This window comes from Algoriphagus ornithinivorans (assembly GCF_900115305.1).
Taxonomy (GTDB): domain Bacteria; phylum Bacteroidota; class Bacteroidia; order Cytophagales; family Cyclobacteriaceae; genus Algoriphagus; species Algoriphagus ornithinivorans.
Map to the genome: position 1 here is coordinate 205,117 of NZ_FOVW01000006.1, position 21,967 is coordinate 227,083.

Below are 21,967 nucleotides of genomic sequence, written 5' to 3' on the forward strand. Positions count from 1 at the left end.
CCTTTTGCTGGACGGAAATAAAAATTTTTTGTGATTAGTGGAAAAGTTCAATTGCCAACTACCTTTTGTATTTTTCCGGGGATTGTGTAACCGATAGTAAATTCAAAGAAATCAGCTTTGGCTTTATGAGCTTTAATCTGTAATCCCCCGAATAAATGCTCATTGATTTTATACCTAACACCTATTCTTTCATAAAACCAACTTTCCTGATTTTCAGAATTGTAGTGGAGATAAGCTCCCAAACCTATTGGCATATACAGCCTATCATTCAGTTTCCATTCCCATGAACCTACGATTGCCAAGGAAGATTGATTAGAAAAGGTACCCTCTCTGCCTGGGTATCTCGATTCGAATCCAGGAGCAATAAAGTAATCTAAACCAAGTCCAATCCGGTACTTATAGGATGCATCCCACAAGTAATTGACACCAAATCCACCTCTGAAATAAGAAGGATCTCCGACCTCATAATTTTTTGAGCCCAAATACAATGCAAAATTCCAATATCCCCGCTTTTCAAGTTCTGGATAATCGAATGATCTAAGTGGTTCGGGGCTGATTTTATCAATATTGTATCGTACACCAAAAGCAATTGGAGCGAGATTAATTCCGGCATTAGGGCGCTTGGTAGCGCCATTAGAATAATGCTTCAATCCTATTGTGGAAAAGAGTTCAAAGTCTTGATTGAGCCTATAATTTGCTTTAAACCCAAAATGAATATAGGCATTGAGCGCTGAGCCTATATATTGGTTCAATGGATTATCTAAAGAATCATAAGGGTTAAGATTAAAACCCAACCCTAATTGAGCGAAGTAGGCCAAGTAAAGTCTTTTGTCTAGATTCTTATTCGAAAATGGAAACTCTCCAAAACCATAAACTCCCTGAGGCCTGCCGATCTCGGGATAATAAGGAAGTGCCGTAGAAAAACCGATTCCAAAAGTCGGGTAACGATATAATTTATTATAAAAATTATTGGAAGTTTTTCTCCAACCTAATCTAATATCAGCTCCACGATAGGATACAAGATCTCTAATTTCATCTGCCCATTCTTTTCCATTGCTGATCATGGGACCATTTTCATAGGACAATTCCAGAATTTTCTGATACTTCTGTTGTCCAAGCGATGGAAGAGAAAAAATCATTATTCCTAAAACCAAAAAAAGCCGCAAAGAAATAATAGTATTCATAAGGGTTTTCGAGTACAATTTTAAGTCCATTTATACGATGAAGACCTGAACTCTTGTTTCAAAAAGTAAATTTTATTCCGCATAAATAAAAAAGAGGCTGTCTCATTATTAGCTCTAGTGTCAGCCTGAGCGGAGTCGAAGGCCATTTCTATCGATGTGGCCTACATTTCGACTTCGCTCAATGTGACATATTGCACTTTTGAGACAGCCTCTTTTATTTCAATATTTAATCGAGATTATCTTTCCATCCAATTTGGACCTAACAATTCGATCAATTTCTTATTGTATTTTTCAGCTTCAGCTGTGTTCTTCAAACGAGTGTGAATCTGGTATAGAATACCCATGATATCTGTATCATCAGGTCTCAATTGCAAAGACTTCTCAAAGTAAGGAATTGCATCTGAATAATACTGGTTTGCTTCTTTTCCCATTGACTCAGATCTCTTCTCCCATTCAGCATCGGAAAGTGAGTTTAGCTCAGCAAGAATTTCTCTTGATTTCTCCAAAAGAAGAGCTCCTGCATAATAGTTTCCTTCATAGAAATCAGGATCAACCTGAACAGACTTCTTATAATCAGCCAAAGCACCGTCAATATCACCGGACTGCTCTTTCAAGTAACCAGATCTCAACAAGATGGAAGTGTTTTCAGGATCATTAGCTAATGCCTCTTTGATTTGAGCCATAGCTTCATCCATTTTATTCAATTGAAGCAACAACTGAATTTCGTACTCAGCCAAGATTTTATCTGAAGGATAATCTTCTCTAGCAGCCATTACAATATCATAAGCAGCTTCTGGGTTTTTCTCCTCAGTACTTAAAATCTGCACCATGAAGTAATAAGCATTTAGCTTATTGTATTCAGGGATCTCAAGCAAATAGCCAAAGTGCTTTTTAGCATCTTCAAATCTACCTAGATCATTTGCCAAGAAACCAGCATTGTAATGAATAGTAGTATCTGTTTTGTCTACCATTCCTGCCAGATTGAAAAACTCATATGCCATTTCAAAATCATCCTCATTGTATTGGGTGATTGCTTTATCAAATGAGGTGTTTTTTAGCGTGTTGATAGAGTATGGTCTCAAGTTTTCAGGAACTCCTGGAATATCATCTTCTAAAACTGCCTCACCTGTTTTTGATGACGCACCAGCTTTTTCAAGGGTTTGCTGGAAAGTCTCATAAGAGGCCTGACCTTTTTCCAAAGTTTCCATTGTATTGGAAGAGTCAGATCCGAACATTTTCAATTGGATCTTAGCTTTCAACAAATGTGTTTCAGGATCAGCACCAGTTTCAGGGTCCTGTAGAGCAGTATTCACTTCAGAAAGAGCGGTGGCTAAATCACCACTTTTAAAGTTTTTCTCTGCTGAGCGTACCACTTTCTTTTGTCCAAAGGCCAAAGTCGTTGCGCCGACCAAAACCATTGATAGAATTAGCTTCTTCATTTATTTAGCGTTATAAATTGTTTGGTTATTCATCTTTATCTTCTGAATTCTCAGAAGAATTTTCTGCAATTTGGGAAGAATCTATTTCTTCTACATCTTCTTCTTTCGAGATTTTTTCAACAGAAGAAATTTCATCATTTTCCCCAACTTTTATTAATCGTACTCCTTGGGTGGCTCTACCCATGACTCTTAGATTATCCACTGAAATCCTGATAATAATTCCGGACTTATTAATAATCATCAAATCATCTGTGTCAACTACCTCTTTGATCGCTACCAGAGCACCGGTCTTCTCGGTAGTGTTCATGGCTTTGACACCTTTGCCCCCACGATTGGTGATTCTATACTCGTCAAGGTTAGAACGTTTTCCATAACCTTTCTCCGAAACTACCAACAGAGTTGCATTTTCTTCGGATGCACATACCATGCCAACCACATAGTCGTTAGGATTATTTAAGGTTATGGCTTTAACACCCGTGGCAGTTCTTCCCATCGGCCTCACAGCTGATTCGTGGAAGTGAATAGCTCTACCTGACTTCGCAGCAATCACAATGTGTTGATCTCCATTAGTCATATCAACATTGACCAATTGATCATCCTCTCTGATATTCAGAGCTATAATTCCATTAGACCTTGGTCTGCTATATTGTTCAAGAGTAGTCTTTTTAATGACACCCTGTTTAGTGACCATTACCAAGAAGTGATTATTCACATAATCTTCATCATTCAAGTCGTCTACTTGAATAATCGCCCTAATCTTATCGTCCTGCTGAATATTTATCAGATTCTGGATTGGCCTACCTTTCGATGTTTTTCCACCCTCAGGTATGGCATAAGTTTTCAACCAGAATAACTTCCCTTTATCGGTGAAGATCAATAAGTAATTGTGGGTAGACGCGGTAAATAAGTATTCAGTGAAATCATCCTCTTTTGTGCTTACACCTCGAGAACCAACTCCACCTCTACCCTGGGTTTTATATTCTGTAAGGGCTGTTCTTTTAACATATCCTTGGTGAGAAACAGTTATAATTACTTCCTCATTTGGGATCATGTCTTCATAGCTGAAATCTTCCGCGTTGTGCTCAATTTCAGTTCGGCGATCATCTCCATAACGATCCTTCATTTCCTGAAGTTCCGTCTTTATAATCTCCATCCTTTTGTCTTCGTTAGCAAGAATCTCTTTCAATTCCTCTATCAAAGCCATAATTTCCTTGTATTCTTGGATGATTTTGTCGCGCTCCATTCCTGTCAAACGCTGCAATCTCATATCCAAAATCGCTCTGGCTTGAATCTCACTTAATTCAAACCTTTCCATCAAACCGTTTCTAGCAGTTTCTGGGTCAGCTGAATTTCTAATTAAAGCAATTACTTCGTCTAAGTGATCCAAAGCGATCAAGTAACCCTCCAAAATATGAGCTCTTTTTTCTGCTTCTCTTAGCTCATACTCGGTTCTTCTTACTACTACTTCATGCCTATGGCTTACATAGTGTACGATTAGATCCTTCAGGTTCAGGGTCTGTGGTCTTCCTTTAACAAGGGCCACGTTATTTACTGAGAATGAAGTCTGTAGCTGGGTTTGCTTGTACAAGTTGTTTAAAACAACATTTGCCATCGCATCCCTTTTCAGTTCGTATACGATTCGCATACCTGATCTATCAGATTCGTCGCGAATGGCAGAAATTCCATCAATTTTCTTTTCGTTGATTAAGGCAGCGGTTTTTTCTACCATGCTCGCCTTATTCACCATATATGGAATCTCGGTGATAACAATCATCTCCTTGTTGCCACCTTCTTTGGTCTCTACATTCGCTTTTCCGCGAACTACAATTCGACCTCTACCTGTTTCGAAGGCAGCCTTAACTCCATTGTAACCATATATAATACCACCGGTTGGGAAATCAGGAGCTACAATATGCTCCATCAGTTCTGCTACGGTAATATCTCTATTATCAATATAGGCTACGATACCGTTGATCACCTCTGTCAAATTATGAGGTGCCATATTAGTAGCCATACCCACTGCAATTCCGGAAGCTCCATTAAGTAATAGAGCAGGAACCTTAGCAGGTAGAACAATCGGCTCCTTTAGAGAGTCATCAAAATTGAACTGAAAATCAACAGTTTCCTTATTGATATCCACCAAAAGCTCCTCGGCGATTCTTTTCAACCTTGCCTCGGTATAACGCATCGCTGCAGGATTATCTCCATCGATGGAACCAAAGTTACCTTGTCCATCTACCAACTGATATCGCAAAGACCAAGGCTGGGCCATACGAACCATGGTATCATAAACTGCTGAGTCACCATGTGGGTGATACTTACCTAGTACCTCACCGACAATTCTGGCAGACTTTTTATAAGGTTTGTTGTGTAATACTCCCAATTCCTGCATCCCGTAAAGGATTCTTCTATGAACTGGTTTGAGTCCGTCTCGGACATCCGGAAGCGCTCTTGAAACAATAACCGACATCGAATAATCGATGTAGGCTCCGCGCATTTCCTCTTCAATGTTAATGGGTATAATGTTCTCGTTTTCTCCTTGAGCCATAGTATGCTATTCACAGGGTATATTAAGCCTGCAAGATAGTAAAAAGCCTAAGCTTTTGAAAAGAGAATGTGAACTCTAGGCAAGGAAAAACGAGCTTAATACCATTGGCCTATTTTTCTATTCTGTAGATTAAAAATTGAACTGCCTCTATATTCTATTCCATTGTGCATGTGTTTCATTACTACACCACAACCCTGAACTTTACATCTTTTTGTTCCAGGGAAACGCACAGAAAAACCTACCTGCATCGCATATACCTGTTGGTCAATGTTTTGCAACTCAGAATAGTCAGAGGAGGCGAAGGTAAACTTCCTAAATTCAGCTCCTCCTTTGATAAACAATTTGGTATATTCTGAAAAATCACGCTCTAATCGCAGACCGATTCCATAGTATGGTTCGTTAGCAACAGCCAAGCGGGGGGTGTAATTTCCATTGGCATTCAAAGAAGGATCAAAGGCTTTTTTTAGTGTTAACTGTCCAAATTCGCCCTCTAATATGACTCTCCAAGGATACAATTGCCTCACTCTTTGTTTCAATTCGGACTGCATATAAATGTTAGCACCGGCATATTTTCTATACTGCCATTGCAAAAACTTCGCTCTTTTATTGGCGTCCCAAAGAACCAATCCAACTGTTCCGTATAATTTGCTGACTTGATAGGAGGCTCCTTCGAATTCAAATTCGAAATCTCCACCTCGCATTGGAGAAAGATTTCCCCATTCCTGACCATAGCCCCCTCCTATGGTAATAATGTTAAAAACATTAATTCTCAGTCCTGCATTGAATAATGGAGCTGTCCAATCATTTCCTCTCATTACCAAAGGATTCTCTTCAGAAATATCCAGTGGCTCTTCAAAATTTTGAAACTGTGTTAGTGGATATAGACTAGGACTTTCTGAGAAAAAGCTGGTTCCAAATTGATGATAAGCAACTCCCCCTGAAATCTCCACTGCAAACATTTCTAAGATATTCCTGCTCAAATTTCCGACAGAGGACTCACTTTTAGGATTTTTGGCCTTTCTACTGATACCAAAAATATCTTCGTCTTGGGCTTGAAGGTCACAAAAAGAAAATAACAAGATAGCAGATAGAAGAAAACAGGATTTTTTCATACGAAGAGAACGCTCAAAATTTGTTCAAAGTGTGAAAGTAAAAAAAAAGCCTCCAAAATTTGGAGGCTTTCAGTGTTTTTATTGATCTATTAATTTTCTCCGTCTTCTTTCGCGGCTGCTCTTTCAGCATCTTTTTCCTCTTTGATCGTCAAAATCATTGAGTCCAGTTTTTCCTTCACAGAAGGATCACCTTTAATAGCAGCCAAAACTTTATTGTATACAGATACACTGATTACATCGCTGTCAGTGATCAAATTTGTTTTGTAATCCACTACGCTTTGTTGTAAGGAGTTTTGGAAATCCAAAATTGCTTGGTAAGCTGCCTTCTCCTCATCTGTTACATTTGCTTCAGTCAATTTAGCGTCATCTCCCCATGCAGCTTTGATCTCATTATATCGAGCTCCTCCGTCAATCACCTCATTATTAAGAATCATATTTCTCAATTCATCGGTTTTATCCTCAACGTACAATGAAGTCATCACTTCCACCGTTGCATACTGGGTTAGATCCTCATCTGTTACTGGTTCATTCGCAGCTTCTTGTGCAAATGTGGACAATGCTAGACCCATAAAGAAAGACCCAAATAGCAATACTTTTTTCATAATCATTAGTGAGTTTAGTTTACGATAAGCTTTCAAAGAAATACCTTAAAGTCAAAAAATCAAGTAAAAATCGCCAGAATTAAGGTTTTTTAGGATAAATGGTAATCAACCTAAATTATATGTCTAAATATTTTTTAATTCTGAAATTGTTTCCTTGGGATTCGAAGAATTAAATACAAAACTACCCGCTACTAAAACATCGGCTCCTGCCTCCATCAATTTGGGAGCATTATCAAGGTTTACCCCGCCATCAATTTCTATTAAAGTCTCGCAACCTTTCGTATCAATCATCTCCTTCAAACGAGAAACCTTGGAATAGGTATTTTCTATAAATTTTTGCCCTCCAAAGCCGGGATTAACAGACATAATACAAACCAAATCCAGCATTTCTAAACTATCGCTCAAAAGCTCTACAGGCGTATGAGGATTAATCGCAACACCAGCCTTAATTCCTAATTGACGGATTGCCTGCAGCGATCTATTCAAATGCTTACATGCCTCATAGTGCACACTAATAATAGAAGCACCTGCATTTTTAAATGCCTCCAGATAATTATCCGGCTCCACGATCATCAAATGCACATCCAAAGGCTTCCTTGCATGGCGGTGAATAGCTTCGGTAACCGGAATGCCAAAAGATATATTGGGAACAAATAATCCATCCATGATATCCACATGAATATAATCTGCATCGGATTCGTTAAGCATCTCTACATCGCGCTGTAAGTTTGCGAAGTCTGCTGCAAGGATGGAGGGTGCAATTTTTGGTTTCATAATTCTTTTAAGGACTGTTTCGATCAACCTGTCCTTTTTAATATCTATATAACTTAGTTTGCTTAATCAATTTACCCTCTTGGAGTCTAATTAGATAAAGTCCTGGTTTGATTCCTTCCAGATTAACCCAATAAGGATTTTGATTTGATCCTCGTAGGATAGTGGATTTTAAAACTGATTTTCCGCTAAAATCAATTAGTTCAAATGAAGCTTCATTACCGATTCCAAAATAAATGCTCAACTCATTTTCCTCAATTGGGTTAGGATAAACCTTCCATAAAATAGCTTCCTCATTTTCCTGGACACTCAGGATTTCTCCATAATAAGCCTTGAAGAAGTTAGGAATTCCATAACCTAGAAGATTATCCGGTTTTTCAAATTGACTTGCGCTTCTAAGAAGATTATCTATCAACTCCGCTCTGGTCCATTCTGGTTTAGCCTGCCATAAGCCAGCTGCTAATGCTGCAACTTGTGGAGCTGAAAAAGAGGTACCGTTCGCAAAACCCACATTCCCATTGGACCTGATTAAAGCTGTACCATTACCGTAAGCTGCCAAATCAGGTTTGATCCTGCCATCGCCTGTGGGGCCTCTCGAACTGAAGCCTGAAACAGAAAGGTCCTGATTTACTGACCCAATAGCTAGGATATTGGGAGAATCGGCAGGAGCTACTAAAGAGGAAACTCTAGAACCATAATTTCCTACACTATTTACTACCAAAATACCTTTAGATGCTGCAATATTGGCTGCTTTGGTGATAGTGGTAGTGTTTCCATCCAAGTCGTTGATGGTATAGTTCATAGAAGTATCATCAAAGTCCCAGTATCCAACAGAACTATTGATGATATCCACACCCAAAGAATCTGCAAATTCGGCTGCTCTGAGCCAATTGTATTCCTCTACCCAATATTCAGTTGCTACCTCCTCTGTCATAGCCAAAATATAGCTGGCATCAGGAGCTCCTGCGATTATTTTCCCATCCTCATTGGATGCTATCAAAGACAACACGTTTGTTCCGTGCTGATTATCGCCATAAACATTGTTATTCCAAGGTCTAACAAAGTCACGTGTTGCAACAATCTGATTTTTTTGAAATAAATGACTTAAGGAAGATGCGGTATTTGCCCCGGGAAAACCAGCATCAAAGACAGCTATGGTAATGCCCGCTCCTTTGAAACCCAATTTGTGCATTTCATCGATTCCCAAAAGTTTATTCTGGAAATCGGAAGGAGATTCCATGCTTTCCAAAACTCTTTCAGATTTACTGTCCGATTTACAGGCTTTTGCGGTAGATGATGCAAAAAGTCTTTTGCCTACCCTAGCATTGGGATTGGGAAGGAATCCCCTACCTATGAGCGTGACTTTATCTACAAAAGGGAAGGAAGCTATCTCAGCCACCGCAGCTTCATCAGCCACGATAATCGAGGCATTCAGCCACTTACTTTGATAAAGAATATAATTTGACTTTTCAAATACAGCGTCTATATATTTCTTCGCGACTGGTAGATCAGTGCTATCTGCCTGTACTCCTTCCCTTGCTCTTCTCTGTATGGCTTTCGAAGTCAGGAAATCCTGAGGCTTGTCTAAGCTTAATCCATTTTGAGGTTTATACTTATAAAAAACAGCATATCTATCCTGCGCCCAAATAGATCCAACTGCCAAAAAATAAATAAAGGTTAAAACCAATAGCTTACTCGCTCTCATAATTCAATAATTTCATATGAATCTTACTCCCGGAATCAATTAATTGTTCACCCAAACAATCATTTCTAGAACAATAAGTTAATACTTCATAGTACAACTCCACCATTCCAATCCCTTTTTCATAGCTTTCATAGCGAATATCTCTGAATGTAATTTGATCATCAGAATCCTCTTGCTCGATTTGAAATAGTTCTGAGGAAGTGTCCCCTACTCTTTTGGCTACAAACTCATCGGAATTTTGACCTCTATATTTATTGCCATCCCATGTGGCTCCATCACGAATAGATTCAATCAAAATAACTATAGGTTGATTGTCTATGGTTCGAACAATATTTCCCTCTCTCACCAAAAGCGTATAATCCTTTTCCTTCACCCAATTTGATCTGTCTTCGGATTTGCTTCTTTGAATTATAAAAACCTGCTCTTTCGCATCATTGATAAAGACGGTTCGAATTCTGTCTCTATAAAAAAAGTTTGAGTCCTCGGAGTCATTTTCTCCAAAATAAATGGTTTGAGAAACCTCGTATTCCCATTGGCCTCCAATTCTTAAAGAAATGTAATCCAAACCCACAGTTTGCATGGGTTCTTCTAACTCCCTTTCACAGGAAAAGAAACTCAATAGAATCAAAAAGCTAAAGATTGCTTTTGTAGATATTATTTTCATCAACCTAAAAATAGAAGGAATAAGTCAAATATCCTCTTTTAGATGCTGAACTCTATGGTCAAAATGACCTTTGTTTTTACCTTAGCGGAATAATTCAAAAAAATGGCGCTAAGTACTTTTGTAAAAATAGATGGAGTTACCAACCTCAGTGATGCCCGTTACTGTGCTGGGATGTATGTGGATGTATTGGGCTTCAATTTGGAAGAGGGTTCACAGAAATTTCTTAATCCAACTCAGTATGAAGAAATTACGGGTTGGGTTTCTGGTTTGGAGTTTGCTGCTGAATTTGAAACAGAGGAAGCAGATATTATCCAATTGAAACTGGAAAAGTATCCGAACATAACTTGGATTCAACATCAGCGGCTGGATACTTTACTCAAATTGAAAGACACTGGGAAAAATCTCATTTTTCAGGCAGATGTTGCTGAATTAGCTCATATTGAAAGCCAAGTTGCTGAAAAACTTCAGAGTGAAGGGGTTTATTTATTACTAAAAGCGGATCACGAAAAACTGAGTAAAGATGAATTGACTACCATATCAATCCTGGCGAAATCAATTCACGTGATCTTAGGTTCAGGTATTTCAGCATTCAATGTAAAAAAACTGGTAGACGATCTGGGCTTATTTGGTATCTCTCTGGAAGGCGGAGAAGAAATAAAACCAGGCCTGAAAGATTTTGATGAACTCGCTGATATACTCGAAGAATTAGAAGTAGAAGATTAAAAATGTCCCGCAAAGTGTTTGCGGGACTTATTTTTTTAATCCCAAAGGTCAGTCAGTTTGTATGGACTCTGAGGACCTGTAAAGAATGAGCCATCTACAAAACGATGGGAAACCCCTATTTCATTCAATTCCCTTACATCTTGCTTCGTCAGCTCTACCTGAGAGGCTTGAAAGTTTTCCTGAATTCTCCCTTGATTGACCGACTTAGGTATCACCACTACATCCCTTTGTATTGACCAGGCAATCAAAACCTGTCCTTCCGATATCTTATGTCTTTTCGCAATTTCTTTTACAGTTGGATTACTAAGCAAAACAGGATCATTTTGATGTTTTTCACCTCTGGAGTCTTGTGAGCCTAAAGGTGAGTAAGCAGTCATAAGAATTCCATTGGATTTACAGAATTCTACCAAATCAATTTGGGGTAAAAAAGGATGCATTTCTACCTGATTCATTTCAGGTTTTTGTCCATCCATGCTCATCAACTCAGTTAGTTTTTTCTGATTGAAATTTGAAACCCCTATATGCTTGGTCTTTCCAAGTTTTTTCTGTTCCTGCATAGCTTCCCAAGTTTGGGTCAATGGAACATCTTGATAGGTGTAAAACTCCTCTCTGTGGGAGGCAAAACTTACTCCATGTTTAAATGCTATGGGCCAATGAATCAAATAAAGATCCAGGTAATCCAAATGCAAATCGCTGAGCGTTTTATCCAAGGCAGGTCCAACATCTTCGAAGCGATGGCTATCATTCCACAATTTGGAGGTGATAAACAAATCAGATCTTTTAACCAAACCTGCAGCGAAAGCATCTGCTAAACCTTGTCCAACCTCTTTTTCATTGCCATAGATAGCCGCACAATCTATATGCCTGTACCCAGCCTCGATTGCCCAAAAAACTGCCTTCCTAACTTCTCCCGGTTTACTTTTCCAAGTTCCCAGTCCAAGAAGAGGAATGGAATCTCCATTTTTAAAATTCACTGATTTCATTTGTGTTGATTTATTTGAGGTCGTTGGAAAATCAAAATATTGATATCTGTACCTTTCCTTTTGACAATTTGCGCTAAAATCTAATACTGATTAAGAGAGCGATTTCTGAGCCTTATTTTTCTTACGTAATTTAAGAGGGATAAAGACGTGCTAATCCTCTTTTCTTTCTAAATATTTTTTAAATCGATTCATAACCCATAGGTGAAATCTTGCTTGGGTATTAACATAAATGAACCAAGGCAACCTGGGAACAAACTCATGAATAGCTGTGATAATATACCTCCCTCCTAAAACTCCTCTAAACTCCAGCCATCCATAATCAAAGCGTTTTACAAGCCATCCTCCTGTAATGTAAAATAATTGCCTTTCTTGATCACTTCTATCAGGAATCATGGTCAATTGCAGCATGGGCTTTTTCCCCCAAAGCAAATGAAAGCCCACATCCCCTCTTTCTGTCGTCTTTCCATTAATCAAAAACTTAAAAAAACTAGGCAACCAAATATTATATCGATTTCCTACCCAGGTGGCTGTGTGGCCATTTTTATTCGCCATTCGCTGAATACTTCTTACCGTATTCTTAACACCTTTCTTCTTATAGAATTTGGGTAAAATCGGTTTTTCCTTGGAGTTCAATGCTATGCTGACAGACTCTTCATAGCTGAGATAATCAATTTTTTTCTCTTTAAACGCCAAATTTGGAGAAACTGTAAGCGTATGAATCAAGCTTTCCACTAAAGGCGAAACCAATTGTGGAGGGCTATCACCAAAAAGACCAACCCAAAATTTACTTAGGCCTAAGGAAAAAACAGGAACTGAAAAGACCAAGCGCTTTTTCCCCATCACCTCAGCTGTCCTTTCCAACATACTTCTATAAGTCATCACTTGAGGGCTGCCAATTTCTATAGCTTTCCCATAAACATTTGGATTCCCAATGCAGGTATCCATGATATCTAAAGTATCTCTTAAAGAAATGGGTTGGGTTTCAGACTCAGTCCATTTGGGACACATCATCACAGGAAGTCTATCAACCAGATTCTTGATCATGTCGAAGCTAGATCCACCAGGTCCTACAATAATAGAAGCCCTCAAAGCAGTTAGTTTTGCCTTTCTGGAACCTAAAGTTTGCTCTACTTCCAATCTACTTCGAAGGTGTCGAGACAGTTTTTCTTCAGGCTCATCAGGCAACAAACCTCCCAGATAAATGATTTGCTTAACATGATTAATATTGGCAGCTCTGCTAAAATTATCCGCCAATAATAGATCCGTATCCTCAAAGCTCCCTTGATTTAGCCGGGTGGAAGCGTTCATAGAATGGACGAGGTAAATCGCCACATCCACGTCTTTTAGAGCATCCACTGTAGAGGTGATGGAATAGAGTTCTACCTGTCTCCATTTTACTTCAGGATTGGGATTATGCTTGACCTTTCTTCTGCTAAGGCCTATAATGTTGTATTTATCTTTGAACTGGTGAATAAACCATCGACCGATATAGCCTCCTGCCCCAGCGATGGCAACAGTTAGTTTTTTCTCTTCAAAAGTTTCCGTTTCAATGTTCATAAAAATTCTATTCAGGTATATAACCCCCAAAAGAGATTAGGTGTTCATAAAATGACTAGACTGTTTACAAAAAACACCCGTTCACCATTAAATAGCTGGCTCTGATCATGAATATTATTTAATTTGACTTCTTACTCTCCAACCCCCATGAAAAAATTTATTTTGACTTTTTCGCTTGCTGCTTTTGCTACACTTAATTCCCTATGTCAGGATTTGAAAGAAGTAGCACTTACCGAAGAATGGCTTCAGAAAATAGAAAAACTTGCTCCCTCGAAAACTAATTTTCCCTTTTCAGAAAAGAAAAAAATATTGGTTTTTTCTCTTTACACTGGCTTTCAGCATTGGGTAATTCCGCACACCACAGAAATGATCAAAATTATCAGTAAGAAAAGTGGTGCCTTTGAGGTTGTAGAAAGTATAGATATCAACCAGTTTGAGAAAGAGAATTTAGCCCAATATGATGCGGTCGTGATGAATAATACCTGTTCAAAACCAGAACACAGAAACTTATTTTGGGACCAATTGAATATTGAGCAGGATAAGGATTCCGTTTCTCTCATGAGCAAGGCTATGGAGTTAGAGCAAAATTTGATTGATTATGTCAAAAATGGAGGCGGCTTATTCCTATTACACGGAGCAGTAACCACTCAAAATAACTCCATGGATTTTAGCAAATTGGTGGGCGCTAGTTTTGACTACCATCCTCCTCAGCAAACTATCCATATTCAATTAGAAGATGCTGAGCATCCACTTGTAAAGCATTTTCCTCCAAATGGATTTGTTCATGTGGATGAACCTTATTTTTATAAAAATGCCTATTCAGAATTAGCCTTCGAACCTTTGCTATTTTTCAATAATTCTGAAATCAAAGATCAAAGAAAAAATCAGGAACTTACTGCAGGAAAAACCTATGTGGCTTGGATCAAGTCGGAAGGAAAAGGAAGAGTAATGTATTCAGCAGCCTCTCATAATGCCCAGAGTTTTGAGAATCAGGACCTTTTGGAGTTTTTCCTTAATGGATTACAATATGTAGTTGGTGATACTCCTGATTAAGGAAAGGAATTTAACCTATAGCAATACTTTTAAGCCAACCTATTCTTCGTCCTCCTCTGGTTCAATTCCCTGATCCCTTCTGGCATCTATCAATTCTCTTTTGAGCTTTCTCTCCCTTTCTACAGCCCTTCTTTTATGCGCCTCAAACTCTTTCTCAATATTAATAATCCTTTCTTCATTAGTCCTTAGGATGCTTTGATTTGAAAAAAAACGGAGGCTTATGTATCCTGCATAAATGATAAATACAACTATAATCGCATAAAAAATAGGAAGGGGAATTGGTAGGTCCGAATCGCTGGATGATGCAAATACAGGCTTTTGTTCAGTTTGAGCCTCGTTAGAAGACTCTGTTTTTCCCAAATCCACCAAATACTGAAGGGAATCATTCTTTTTGGAAATCTGGGCCAATTCATCCTCAATAGATTTCAATTGGCTTTCAAGGGAGGATTTAAAATTGGCCAGGTCGCTATCTTTTACGACTGAGAATCCAACTGAATTGGATGCAGGCCTGATGATGGAGTCCAACTGGTCCATTTGGCTTTTCACCAAGCTTTGAGCTAATGTATAATTCGAGAATAAAAAAAGGATACCAATCAGCAATATATGCCGTCGAATGGTATCCTTTTCAAGTTTGAGGTCTTTAGAGTTCATTGGGGGTGGTGATTTAAACTCTCAAAAGTTACGGAAAGAAATATATAATATATATAAAAACCGAAAAAAGTATGATCCAAAGTATACTTAATGAGTTGGCATATAAGAATGTACAACAGCCTCAGAGGCGATTCTTCCCGAAGTCATAGCTGCATTTATTGAACCATTTAATAAGTAGTCACCTGCTAAAAAGACATGATCAGTAATCTTACATTCAGTAAATGGAATTGTATATTTCAAATCATCCAAGACTGGCAAAGCATAATTTATTTGATAAGTTTTTATCAACTTAAAATATTCTGACTTGATCCCAGAAACGGCCTCCAACTCACTTTGAACAGCTTTTACCAGCTCTTTTTCTTCTAAGTCAGATTCTAAAACAGTCACAGACAATAATGATCTATCAGAACTACAGTATGCATCTGAAACATCATCCATAAACACAATATTATTCACATACTTCCCTTCATTTAATAAACCTATCATAGGTCTTGCCAAGAAAGATTTTTGTAGCGAGAAATACATATTTATCACTTTTCTAGGATCAGCAAACTGCCCCTGAAGCTGCTTCATCACTTTATCAGGTTGAACAGCTATGATGATTCTATCTGCTAATAAGGTTTCACCGTTTTCTAAATGGATTGCATTTCCCTGTACTTCCTTAACAGCAGTATTAAAATAGATTTGAGTTGTGCTTAGCTGTTTCCGCAAGAGTTTAGGTATTTCACCCATTCCTTTTTCAGGAACGGCAGCATGACCAAGGGAAAACATTTTAAACACGAACTCAAACATTCTGGAGGAGGTATTTAATTGTTTTTCAAGAAAAACTCCACGGAAAAAAGGAATGAAGAAATTGGTAATTATTTGATCAGAAAACCCATAAGCTTTCAAATACTGAAGGGTGGGTAAACTTGGAGTGTTAAAAATTTCCTCGTTGGTCTTTTTCTTCAATTCTTGAGTCAAAGCAAACATTTTCACTTTATCCAAAAAGGTCCCAACCTTAGAAAAAACCATCCCCATAATTTTCAATGGGTTTCTCATTGGGTCTGAAATGATATAGGACTCTTTCGAATTAAGAATTACTGCTCCTGGATCAAAAGTCTTCAAATGAAGCGCTTGAAAATCCAGGTATTTCTTAGCCTCGGGATAAGCAGTATTCAATACCTGAAATCCATGGTCCAAGAGAAATCCATCTACCACATCAGTTTTTACTCTACCTCCAACTTGATCGCTTGATTCCAATATTATAGGAAAAAATCCTTCTTTCTCTAATTCCAAAGCGGCAATCAATCCTGATATTCCTGCACCAATAATGTAAATTTTTTCCTCTTTCATTTTTTTGCTGGGTAAAACAATGTGTATTCTAATCTACTTGCTTATAAAGTTCAGAAATTTAACCAAGGAAAAAAGAAAGAGTTTGATATGATCTAATTTTGATACCATATTCCTCAAATACATCAACGGTGAGGCTTTACTTTCTTTTTTTGGTAAAATCGCAATAAATCATCCAATCATGACAAAATTCTACATTACTGCCCTGATCCTTTGTTTATTTTCAGAACTATCCATTGCCCAAGTTTATTTCCCAAATAAGGGCACATGGGAGCAAAAATCTCCTTCCGAATTGGGTATGAATTCGGACAAAATTGCTCAGGCAATTCAATTTGCCAAATCTCATGAAAGCGATGCAAATCCAAATTTAAAAATAGCCCATTATGAATCTGGTTTTGGGCGCGAACCATTCGGCTATCCTGTGGGTCCAATGAAAACCAGAGGTCCTGCTACAGGTCTCATTATTTACAAAGGATATGTAGTCGGTCAATGGGGTGAACCTAATAGAGTCGACTTGACATTTTCGGTCGCCAAAAGCTTTTTATCTACCACCGCTGGATTAGCTGTCCAAGAAGGCTTAATCGCAGACGAAAATGATCTGGTCTATCCTTACATGGCCCCGATTTACCCCTATGAACCCGCGAAATTGATGGTTAATAAGTCTGATCATTTTTTTGAAGAGGATGTGTTTGAGCTTTTTGACACGGAACATAACCGAACCATTACTTGGGATCATTTATTGAGACAAACTTCAGATTGGGAAGGAAGCTTATGGGGTAAGCCGGATTGGGCAGATAGACCTAGTGAAGGAGTAGCCAAAAAAAGAGCAAGGCCGCAAAATGCACCTGGATCTGTGTATGAATACAATGACACAAGAGTAAATGTATTGGCATTGGCACTTTTGAATATTTGGAGAAAGCCACTGCCAACTGTCTTGAAAGAAAAAATCATGGATCCGATAGGCGCTAGTGATACTTGGCGCTGGACGGGCTATGAAAACTCATTTGTAATCATTGATGGTCAGATTATTCAATCAGTCAGTGGAGGTTCTCATTGGGGAGGAGGAATGATGCTTTCCGCTTGGGATCAGGCAAGGTTTGGCTATTTAACTCTTAGAAATGGTTCTTGGAATGGAAAACAATTGATAGCTCCTGAATGGATCAAAAAATCAAAAACCCCTACTCCGGCCAATCCTTCCTATGGTTTCATGAATTACTTTTTGAACGAAACCTTGAAACAAGTTCCTGCAGCTCCAAAATCTGCCTTTTTACATATTGGAGCAGGAACCAACATGATCTATGTGGACCCTGAAAATGATCTACTCATCGTTGCCAGATGGATACCTAATGAAGACAAGGCGGAGCTGGTTAAAATGGTGTTGGAAAGCTTAGGTAAATAAAAAACAAGCCCCGGTTTTCGGCCGGGGCTCTTGGTGATAAACAAAAATCACTATTCCTTTTTCAGGGAAGGAGCCCTATTTGGTTTGTACTCTTAATCAACTAACCCTATGAGATCTTATCTTTACGATAAATAGAATACAGTAAACGAAATAATATTTTGCCTCTGGAAAATATTTACTCGTCTTGCATACAAAATTACGATGGGTTTTTATAATTTGATTAAGCAGAAATAATTATTTGATCCAAATCAAAGGAAGAAACTCTCAAAATTTAATCAGAACATTAAATCAGGATTAACTTCATTTCATTTTCTAAAATTCTACTAGTTCCAATTCATCAGATATGGCCCAATCAGGACAAAAATTAAGCTTAGGTGTTTACATCTTTCCGGATGTAGAAGTTCTTGATTTCGCAGGACCATTTGAAGTTTTTTCAGTAGCGAGTGAAATTATCGGTAAAGAAAAACTCGAGGTATTTACTATAGGAGATTCCTTAAACAGCCTTACAACCATTGGCAATCTGACAGTGAATCCAGCTAAATCAATTGATTCAGTTGAACAATTAGATTTTTTAGTAATCCCAGGTGGAGACGGAAGCAAAAGGGTGATCGAAAATCAAGATTCACTAAACCAGCTAAATAGACTTATCCAGTCTTCAAGGTGGACTATGACTGTTTGTTCTGGTGCGAGGATTCCTGCCAAACTTGGCTTACTGAATCAACAGCAATTCTGTACACATCATGAGGTTTATGATGATATTTTAAAAATAAGCCCTACCTCTATTCCTATTCGAAAAAGCAGATTTGTTCAATCAGGGGATCGGCTTTTTACAGCGGCTGGAATTTCTGCAGGGATTGATTTGGCCTTGCATTTGGTAAGTCAAACTTTTGGGAACGAGGTTTTCCAAAAAACTAAAAACTATATGGAATACGAAAAATAAATACAGATGCTAGCTCAGACACCAGCTCCCCCCTATTACGCAGTGATTTTTTCTTCGGTTTTAAGCGAAGAAACAACTGGCTATACAGAAATGTCAAAATTGATGGTAAACTTAGCCAGTCAGCAAGCAGGATATCTTGGGCACGAAAGCGCAAGAAATGAAGTAGGGATCACGGTTAGTTATTGGAAGGATTTGGAATCCATCAAAATCTGGAAGCAGAATCTAGATCACCAAGAGGCCCAAACTTTAGGCAAACTCAAATGGTATCAATGCTATAAAACAAGAATTTGTAAGGTTGAGAGAGATTATGGTTTTGAAATTTAAAAAGCATAACCAAAACTGAAACCAGCATAAAAGGGCCAGAAAAACCCTGATCCAAACATTGGCGTGACAGAGGCCCTGAACAAAAATCCTCCATCTTGAGGTTCACTTCTATAGCCTAGAATCAAATTCCCCACAAATCCATCTCCTGTCGTTCTGCTATCTCCTGAGAAAAAGGTATTTGATCTATCGGCTCCCGCCAAGTAAGTCCCACCTAAACCCATTTCAAAGTATTTTCCATTCTTCCCAAGCAGGTAATTTAATCCTAAGGGAAAAGTTGCCACAGAGGTGCCATCTACTCCAATGTAGGAAAGACCCGCTTTGAAGCCCAATCCATCAAATCGCTTTTCAAATCTTTGATCGTAATTGATAGAATAGGTAAGGCCACTACCAAAAAGCTCAAAATAAACTCCTCTACCTTGCTCTCTCTCTGTTTGTTGGGCGTAGGAAGCAGAATGTCCAATCAGAGAAAGAAATAAAAATACTACTACAAATTTTTTCATAATCTTTTAAAATGAATAACCAATCCCTATTCCTGCAAAGAGTGGCCAAAAACCATTGTTGTTAAATATTGGGTTGATATTGACCTTCCAAGTAAAACCTCCATCCACAGGGACTTTTCTATAACCAAAATTCATCGTTCCCATTACACTAGGAGAACCGTCCACTTCTAAAATGAAGCTGTAATAATTAGAAGAGGTTTGTCTGCATATATAATCTCCGTTCTGATTGAAAAAACCATCGATACAATAGGTATTGTCATAGGTATCAAAGGCAAAAAAAGTGGCGCCAAATCCTAACTCAAAATAATGTGGACCCTTCCCATATAGCTTATTTACCATCACTGGTATGGAAAAAAATGAATCGTTATCAGAAACTGTATAACCTCCCATCCCAACTCTCATACCCCAGGAATCCATTCTTTCTTTATCAAATCGAAAATCATAATTGAAGCTATATGGAAGTCCCGGCCCACCGATTTCGAGATAAACAGAACGGGAAGGAACAGGTTCCTGTGCGTTGACAAAATTGAATACTAGGAGGAACAGGAAAAATAAAAGGGCTCTTTTCATGATTGTACTTTTTTGCTTATACGGCAATATTAGTAAATCGATACATCAAAATTTCCAGAAATTTAATTTCTGTTACTTCAGCAAAAGAGTGTTTTTATCCAGACTTCTTTCTGAGTATATTTATTTCATGTTTTATAAAACTCATTTTCAGATATTTAAGTATATATAATGAATGCTTCAATCTAGGATTCTGACATTCAATTAAAAATGATTTATTTTCTTTAAAAGCATCTTATCACTTGCTATGAAAACACTATTTACCTCAAAATCTATCAATAGCACTTTGATTCTGTGTTTTGGATACTTAGCTTTTTTGGTGGGGTCTTCCTGTGTTCAAGAGCAATTACCTGATTTATACGAATCTTGTCCACCACCGCGGGCAGCTAATGCAATAGATCTCAAAGTGCTGTACCTGCCCTATATAAATAATACTTACTCTAAATCAACAGATACCGTTGATTCAAAAGACTTCCAAGTGGTACTGGAATTAGAACCTGAATTATTATCCGAGAACTCTACAGGTAGTTCTCAGCTTGGAAGAGCCTTTGCCTTAAGTTGCTTGCCGATCTATGATTTTAGAAATATCTCCAACATCGCTATCACCCTGACAGAGTCCTATGGCGAACTTCAGGCTGGTTCAGATATTTCTTATCTATTTGAAAATTTCGAAGGTATTCGATTGTCGGAGATCAGAGATTTTAGAAAATTCGACAGGTTGATTGGGCTTAGTTTTAAGGGTAACATCTCCAATAACTCACAACTGAAAACAAGGACTTTTTTATTTCTGAAAAATGGTAACCAAATCGTCGTAAATTCGAGCTCTCCAATTTTGAAACTGAACTAGAGATATGCTTCGTAAAATATTCCTTGGGCTTTTTGCCACTGCAATGGTTATTGCCATAGTCTATATGTTGGGCCCTAAAGTGGAAGAGCAGGAATTACTAATCCAATTCTCTGAAGTTCCTACTCGAGTCAATGAGCTTTCTGAATATATCCAACAAAGAGAGGATACTGTAAAAGGATTGAAAGCCGGAAATGAGGCATACATCATTTGGGCTGACAGCGCCAATAAAAGAAAAACACCCTACTCTATCGTGTATATTCACGGGTTTGGAGCCAGTCCTATGGAAGGTGATCCTGTGCATAGATTTTTAGCAGACCATTTTGGGGCCAACCTTTTTGTAACCCGATTACCTGAGCATGGAATCAGACGAGAGAACGGTATGGAGTACTTAAGTGCTCAAAAACTGGCTGATGCTGCAGGTGAAGCTTATCAAATCGGAAAAAGCTTGGGAGATGAAGTAATTGTAATTGGCACTTCTATGGGAGGAGCATTGACGCTACTCCTAGCTAGTCAGCAAGAAGATATTAAAGCAATCATGCTTTACTCCCCAGCTGTAAGGGATAACGGCGGTAGGCTAGAGCCTCTTTTCAAGCCTTGGTCAAAGTTTCTAATGGAAAAAACCATGATGGAAAACAGTGTTATTCATCAGGAAAGAAAAGGTGATAAAGCTGCTTTTTGGTCTGAAGATTACCATATCCACGCTTATGAAAGTTTAGCTGTATTATTATACAGCATGATGAATGAAAACACGTTCAAAAAAATCAAGCAACCTTTATTTTTAGGCTATTATTATAAAAGTGCAGAAGAGCAGGATTTTGTGGTGTCTGTTCCAAAAATGCTCGAGATGTATCAACAGGTATCCACTCCAGAGTCCCTAAAGAGAGAAGTAGCATTCCCTCAAGCAGGAGACCATGTAATAGCCAGCTCCATTACTTCCAAAGATTGGGAAGGAGTCCTATTTGAAAGCATTGATTTTTTGGAAAACGTGGTTAAAATACCTTCACGTCCAGAATATGCGGAATTGGTCAATCAAATGCAGCAAGTTCAAGTTGTGAAAGAAAAATAG

Annotated in this window: 21 protein-coding genes; 7 read left to right on the plus strand and 14 right to left on the minus strand. The window is 38.2% G+C overall.

Annotated features, from left to right (window positions below; translation table 11 throughout):
• Positions 1–47 precede the first annotated feature (47 nt).
• From BM073_RS10880 to BM073_RS10915, 8 genes are all read right to left on the minus strand, one after another.
• Entirely contained in the window at positions 48–1,184 is a 1,137-nt protein-coding gene (locus tag BM073_RS10880) for an acyloxyacyl hydrolase (RefSeq protein ID WP_175557893.1), read from the minus strand.
• A 236-nt stretch (positions 1,185–1,420) separates the two neighbouring features.
• On the minus strand, positions 1,421–2,623 hold the full coding sequence (locus BM073_RS10885) for a tetratricopeptide repeat protein (protein WP_091654064.1): 1,203 nt from the start codon (positions 2,621–2,623) through the stop codon (positions 1,421–1,423).
• Between the two features lie 25 nt (positions 2,624–2,648).
• Complete coding sequence (gyrA, locus tag BM073_RS10890; protein ID WP_091654066.1) at positions 2,649–5,171, minus strand: DNA gyrase subunit A; 2,523 nt, start codon at positions 5,169–5,171, stop codon at positions 2,649–2,651.
• 95 nt (positions 5,172–5,266) lie between these two features.
• Positions 5,267–6,283, minus strand: a complete 1,017-nt coding sequence (locus BM073_RS10895) for a hypothetical protein (RefSeq protein WP_091654067.1) — start codon at positions 6,281–6,283, stop codon at positions 5,267–5,269.
• An 89-nt stretch (positions 6,284–6,372) separates the two neighbouring features.
• The gene (locus BM073_RS10900) at positions 6,373–6,885 is read right to left on the minus strand and encodes a hypothetical protein (protein ID WP_245756401.1); all 513 of its coding nucleotides are present in this window, start codon (positions 6,883–6,885) and stop codon (positions 6,373–6,375) included.
• Positions 6,886–7,008: 123 nt separating this feature from the next.
• The gene (rpe, locus tag BM073_RS10905) at positions 7,009–7,659 is read right to left on the minus strand and encodes a ribulose-phosphate 3-epimerase (RefSeq protein WP_091654071.1); all 651 of its coding nucleotides are present in this window, start codon (positions 7,657–7,659) and stop codon (positions 7,009–7,011) included.
• Positions 7,660–7,696: 37 nt separating this feature from the next.
• A complete protein-coding gene (locus tag BM073_RS10910; protein WP_091654073.1) occupies positions 7,697–9,361 on the minus strand; it encodes a S8 family serine peptidase in 1,665 nt (554 codons plus the stop codon).
• Positions 9,348–10,025, minus strand: coding sequence for a hypothetical protein (locus BM073_RS10915; RefSeq protein ID WP_091654074.1), 678 nt, complete (start codon positions 10,023–10,025; stop codon positions 9,348–9,350). The genes BM073_RS10910 and BM073_RS10915 overlap by 14 nt, the downstream gene beginning before the upstream one ends.
• Positions 10,026–10,127: 102 nt before the next feature.
• On the opposite strand from BM073_RS10915, the gene trpF reads away from it, so the two are divergent.
• Positions 10,128–10,748: a phosphoribosylanthranilate isomerase gene (trpF, locus tag BM073_RS10920; RefSeq protein ID WP_091654076.1), complete on the plus strand. Its 621-nt coding sequence runs from the start codon at positions 10,128–10,130 to the stop codon at positions 10,746–10,748.
• Positions 10,749–10,783: 35 nt separating this feature from the next.
• Here the strand turns inward: trpF and BM073_RS10925 are convergent, their stop codons facing one another.
• Positions 10,784–11,731 (minus strand): aldo/keto reductase, encoded by a 948-nt coding sequence (locus tag BM073_RS10925; protein WP_091654078.1) that lies wholly within the window; start codon positions 11,729–11,731, stop codon positions 10,784–10,786.
• A 150-nt stretch (positions 11,732–11,881) separates the two neighbouring features.
• Positions 11,882–13,288 (minus strand): NAD-dependent epimerase/dehydratase family protein, encoded by a 1,407-nt coding sequence (locus BM073_RS10930; RefSeq protein ID WP_091654080.1) that lies wholly within the window; start codon positions 13,286–13,288, stop codon positions 11,882–11,884.
• Between the two features lie 147 nt (positions 13,289–13,435).
• Here BM073_RS10930 and BM073_RS10935 point away from each other — a divergent pair, with 147 nt between their 5' ends.
• Entirely contained in the window at positions 13,436–14,341 is a 906-nt protein-coding gene (locus BM073_RS10935; protein WP_091654082.1) for a ThuA domain-containing protein, read from the plus strand.
• 39 nt (positions 14,342–14,380) lie between these two features.
• Here BM073_RS10935 and BM073_RS10940 read toward each other — a convergent pair whose 3' ends face one another.
• Together BM073_RS10940 and BM073_RS10945 are read right to left on the minus strand one after the other, a co-directional pair.
• Entirely contained in the window at positions 14,381–14,992 is a 612-nt protein-coding gene (locus BM073_RS10940; protein ID WP_091654084.1) for a hypothetical protein, read from the minus strand.
• Positions 14,993–15,079: 87 nt separating this feature from the next.
• Entirely contained in the window at positions 15,080–16,327 is a 1,248-nt protein-coding gene (locus tag BM073_RS10945) for an NAD(P)/FAD-dependent oxidoreductase (RefSeq protein WP_091654086.1), read from the minus strand.
• A gap of 178 nt (positions 16,328–16,505) precedes the next feature.
• Here BM073_RS10945 and BM073_RS10950 point away from each other — a divergent pair, with 178 nt between their 5' ends.
• The 3 genes from BM073_RS10950 (at position 16,506) to BM073_RS10960 (ending at position 18,987) form a co-directional block, all read left to right on the plus strand.
• Positions 16,506–17,723 (plus strand): serine hydrolase domain-containing protein, encoded by a 1,218-nt coding sequence (locus BM073_RS10950; protein ID WP_091654087.1) that lies wholly within the window; start codon positions 16,506–16,508, stop codon positions 17,721–17,723.
• Positions 17,724–18,066: 343 nt separating this feature from the next.
• Positions 18,067–18,663, plus strand: coding sequence for a DJ-1/PfpI family protein (locus tag BM073_RS10955; protein ID WP_091654089.1), 597 nt, complete (start codon positions 18,067–18,069; stop codon positions 18,661–18,663).
• Positions 18,664–18,669: 6 nt separating this feature from the next.
• Entirely contained in the window at positions 18,670–18,987 is a 318-nt protein-coding gene (locus BM073_RS10960) for an antibiotic biosynthesis monooxygenase family protein (protein ID WP_217643106.1), read from the plus strand.
• Here the strand turns inward: BM073_RS10960 and BM073_RS10965 are convergent.
• Positions 18,984–19,487: a hypothetical protein gene (locus tag BM073_RS10965; RefSeq protein WP_091654092.1), complete on the minus strand. Its 504-nt coding sequence runs from the start codon at positions 19,485–19,487 to the stop codon at positions 18,984–18,986. The genes BM073_RS10960 and BM073_RS10965 overlap by 4 nt on opposite strands.
• 6 nt (positions 19,488–19,493) lie before the next feature.
• A complete protein-coding gene (locus tag BM073_RS10970) occupies positions 19,494–20,057 on the minus strand; it encodes a hypothetical protein (protein WP_091654094.1) in 564 nt (187 codons plus the stop codon).
• 244 nt (positions 20,058–20,301) lie between these two features.
• Between BM073_RS10970 and BM073_RS10975 the strand changes: the two genes are divergently transcribed.
• Both BM073_RS10975 and BM073_RS10980 read left to right on the plus strand, forming a co-directional pair.
• On the plus strand, positions 20,302–20,901 hold the full coding sequence (locus tag BM073_RS10975) for a hypothetical protein (RefSeq protein ID WP_091654095.1): 600 nt from the start codon (positions 20,302–20,304) through the stop codon (positions 20,899–20,901).
• 4 nt (positions 20,902–20,905) lie between these two features.
• Positions 20,906–21,967 carry an alpha/beta hydrolase gene (locus tag BM073_RS10980; RefSeq protein WP_091654097.1) on the plus strand — a complete coding sequence of 354 codons (1,062 nt, stop codon included), beginning with the start codon at positions 20,906–20,908 and terminating at the stop codon, positions 21,965–21,967.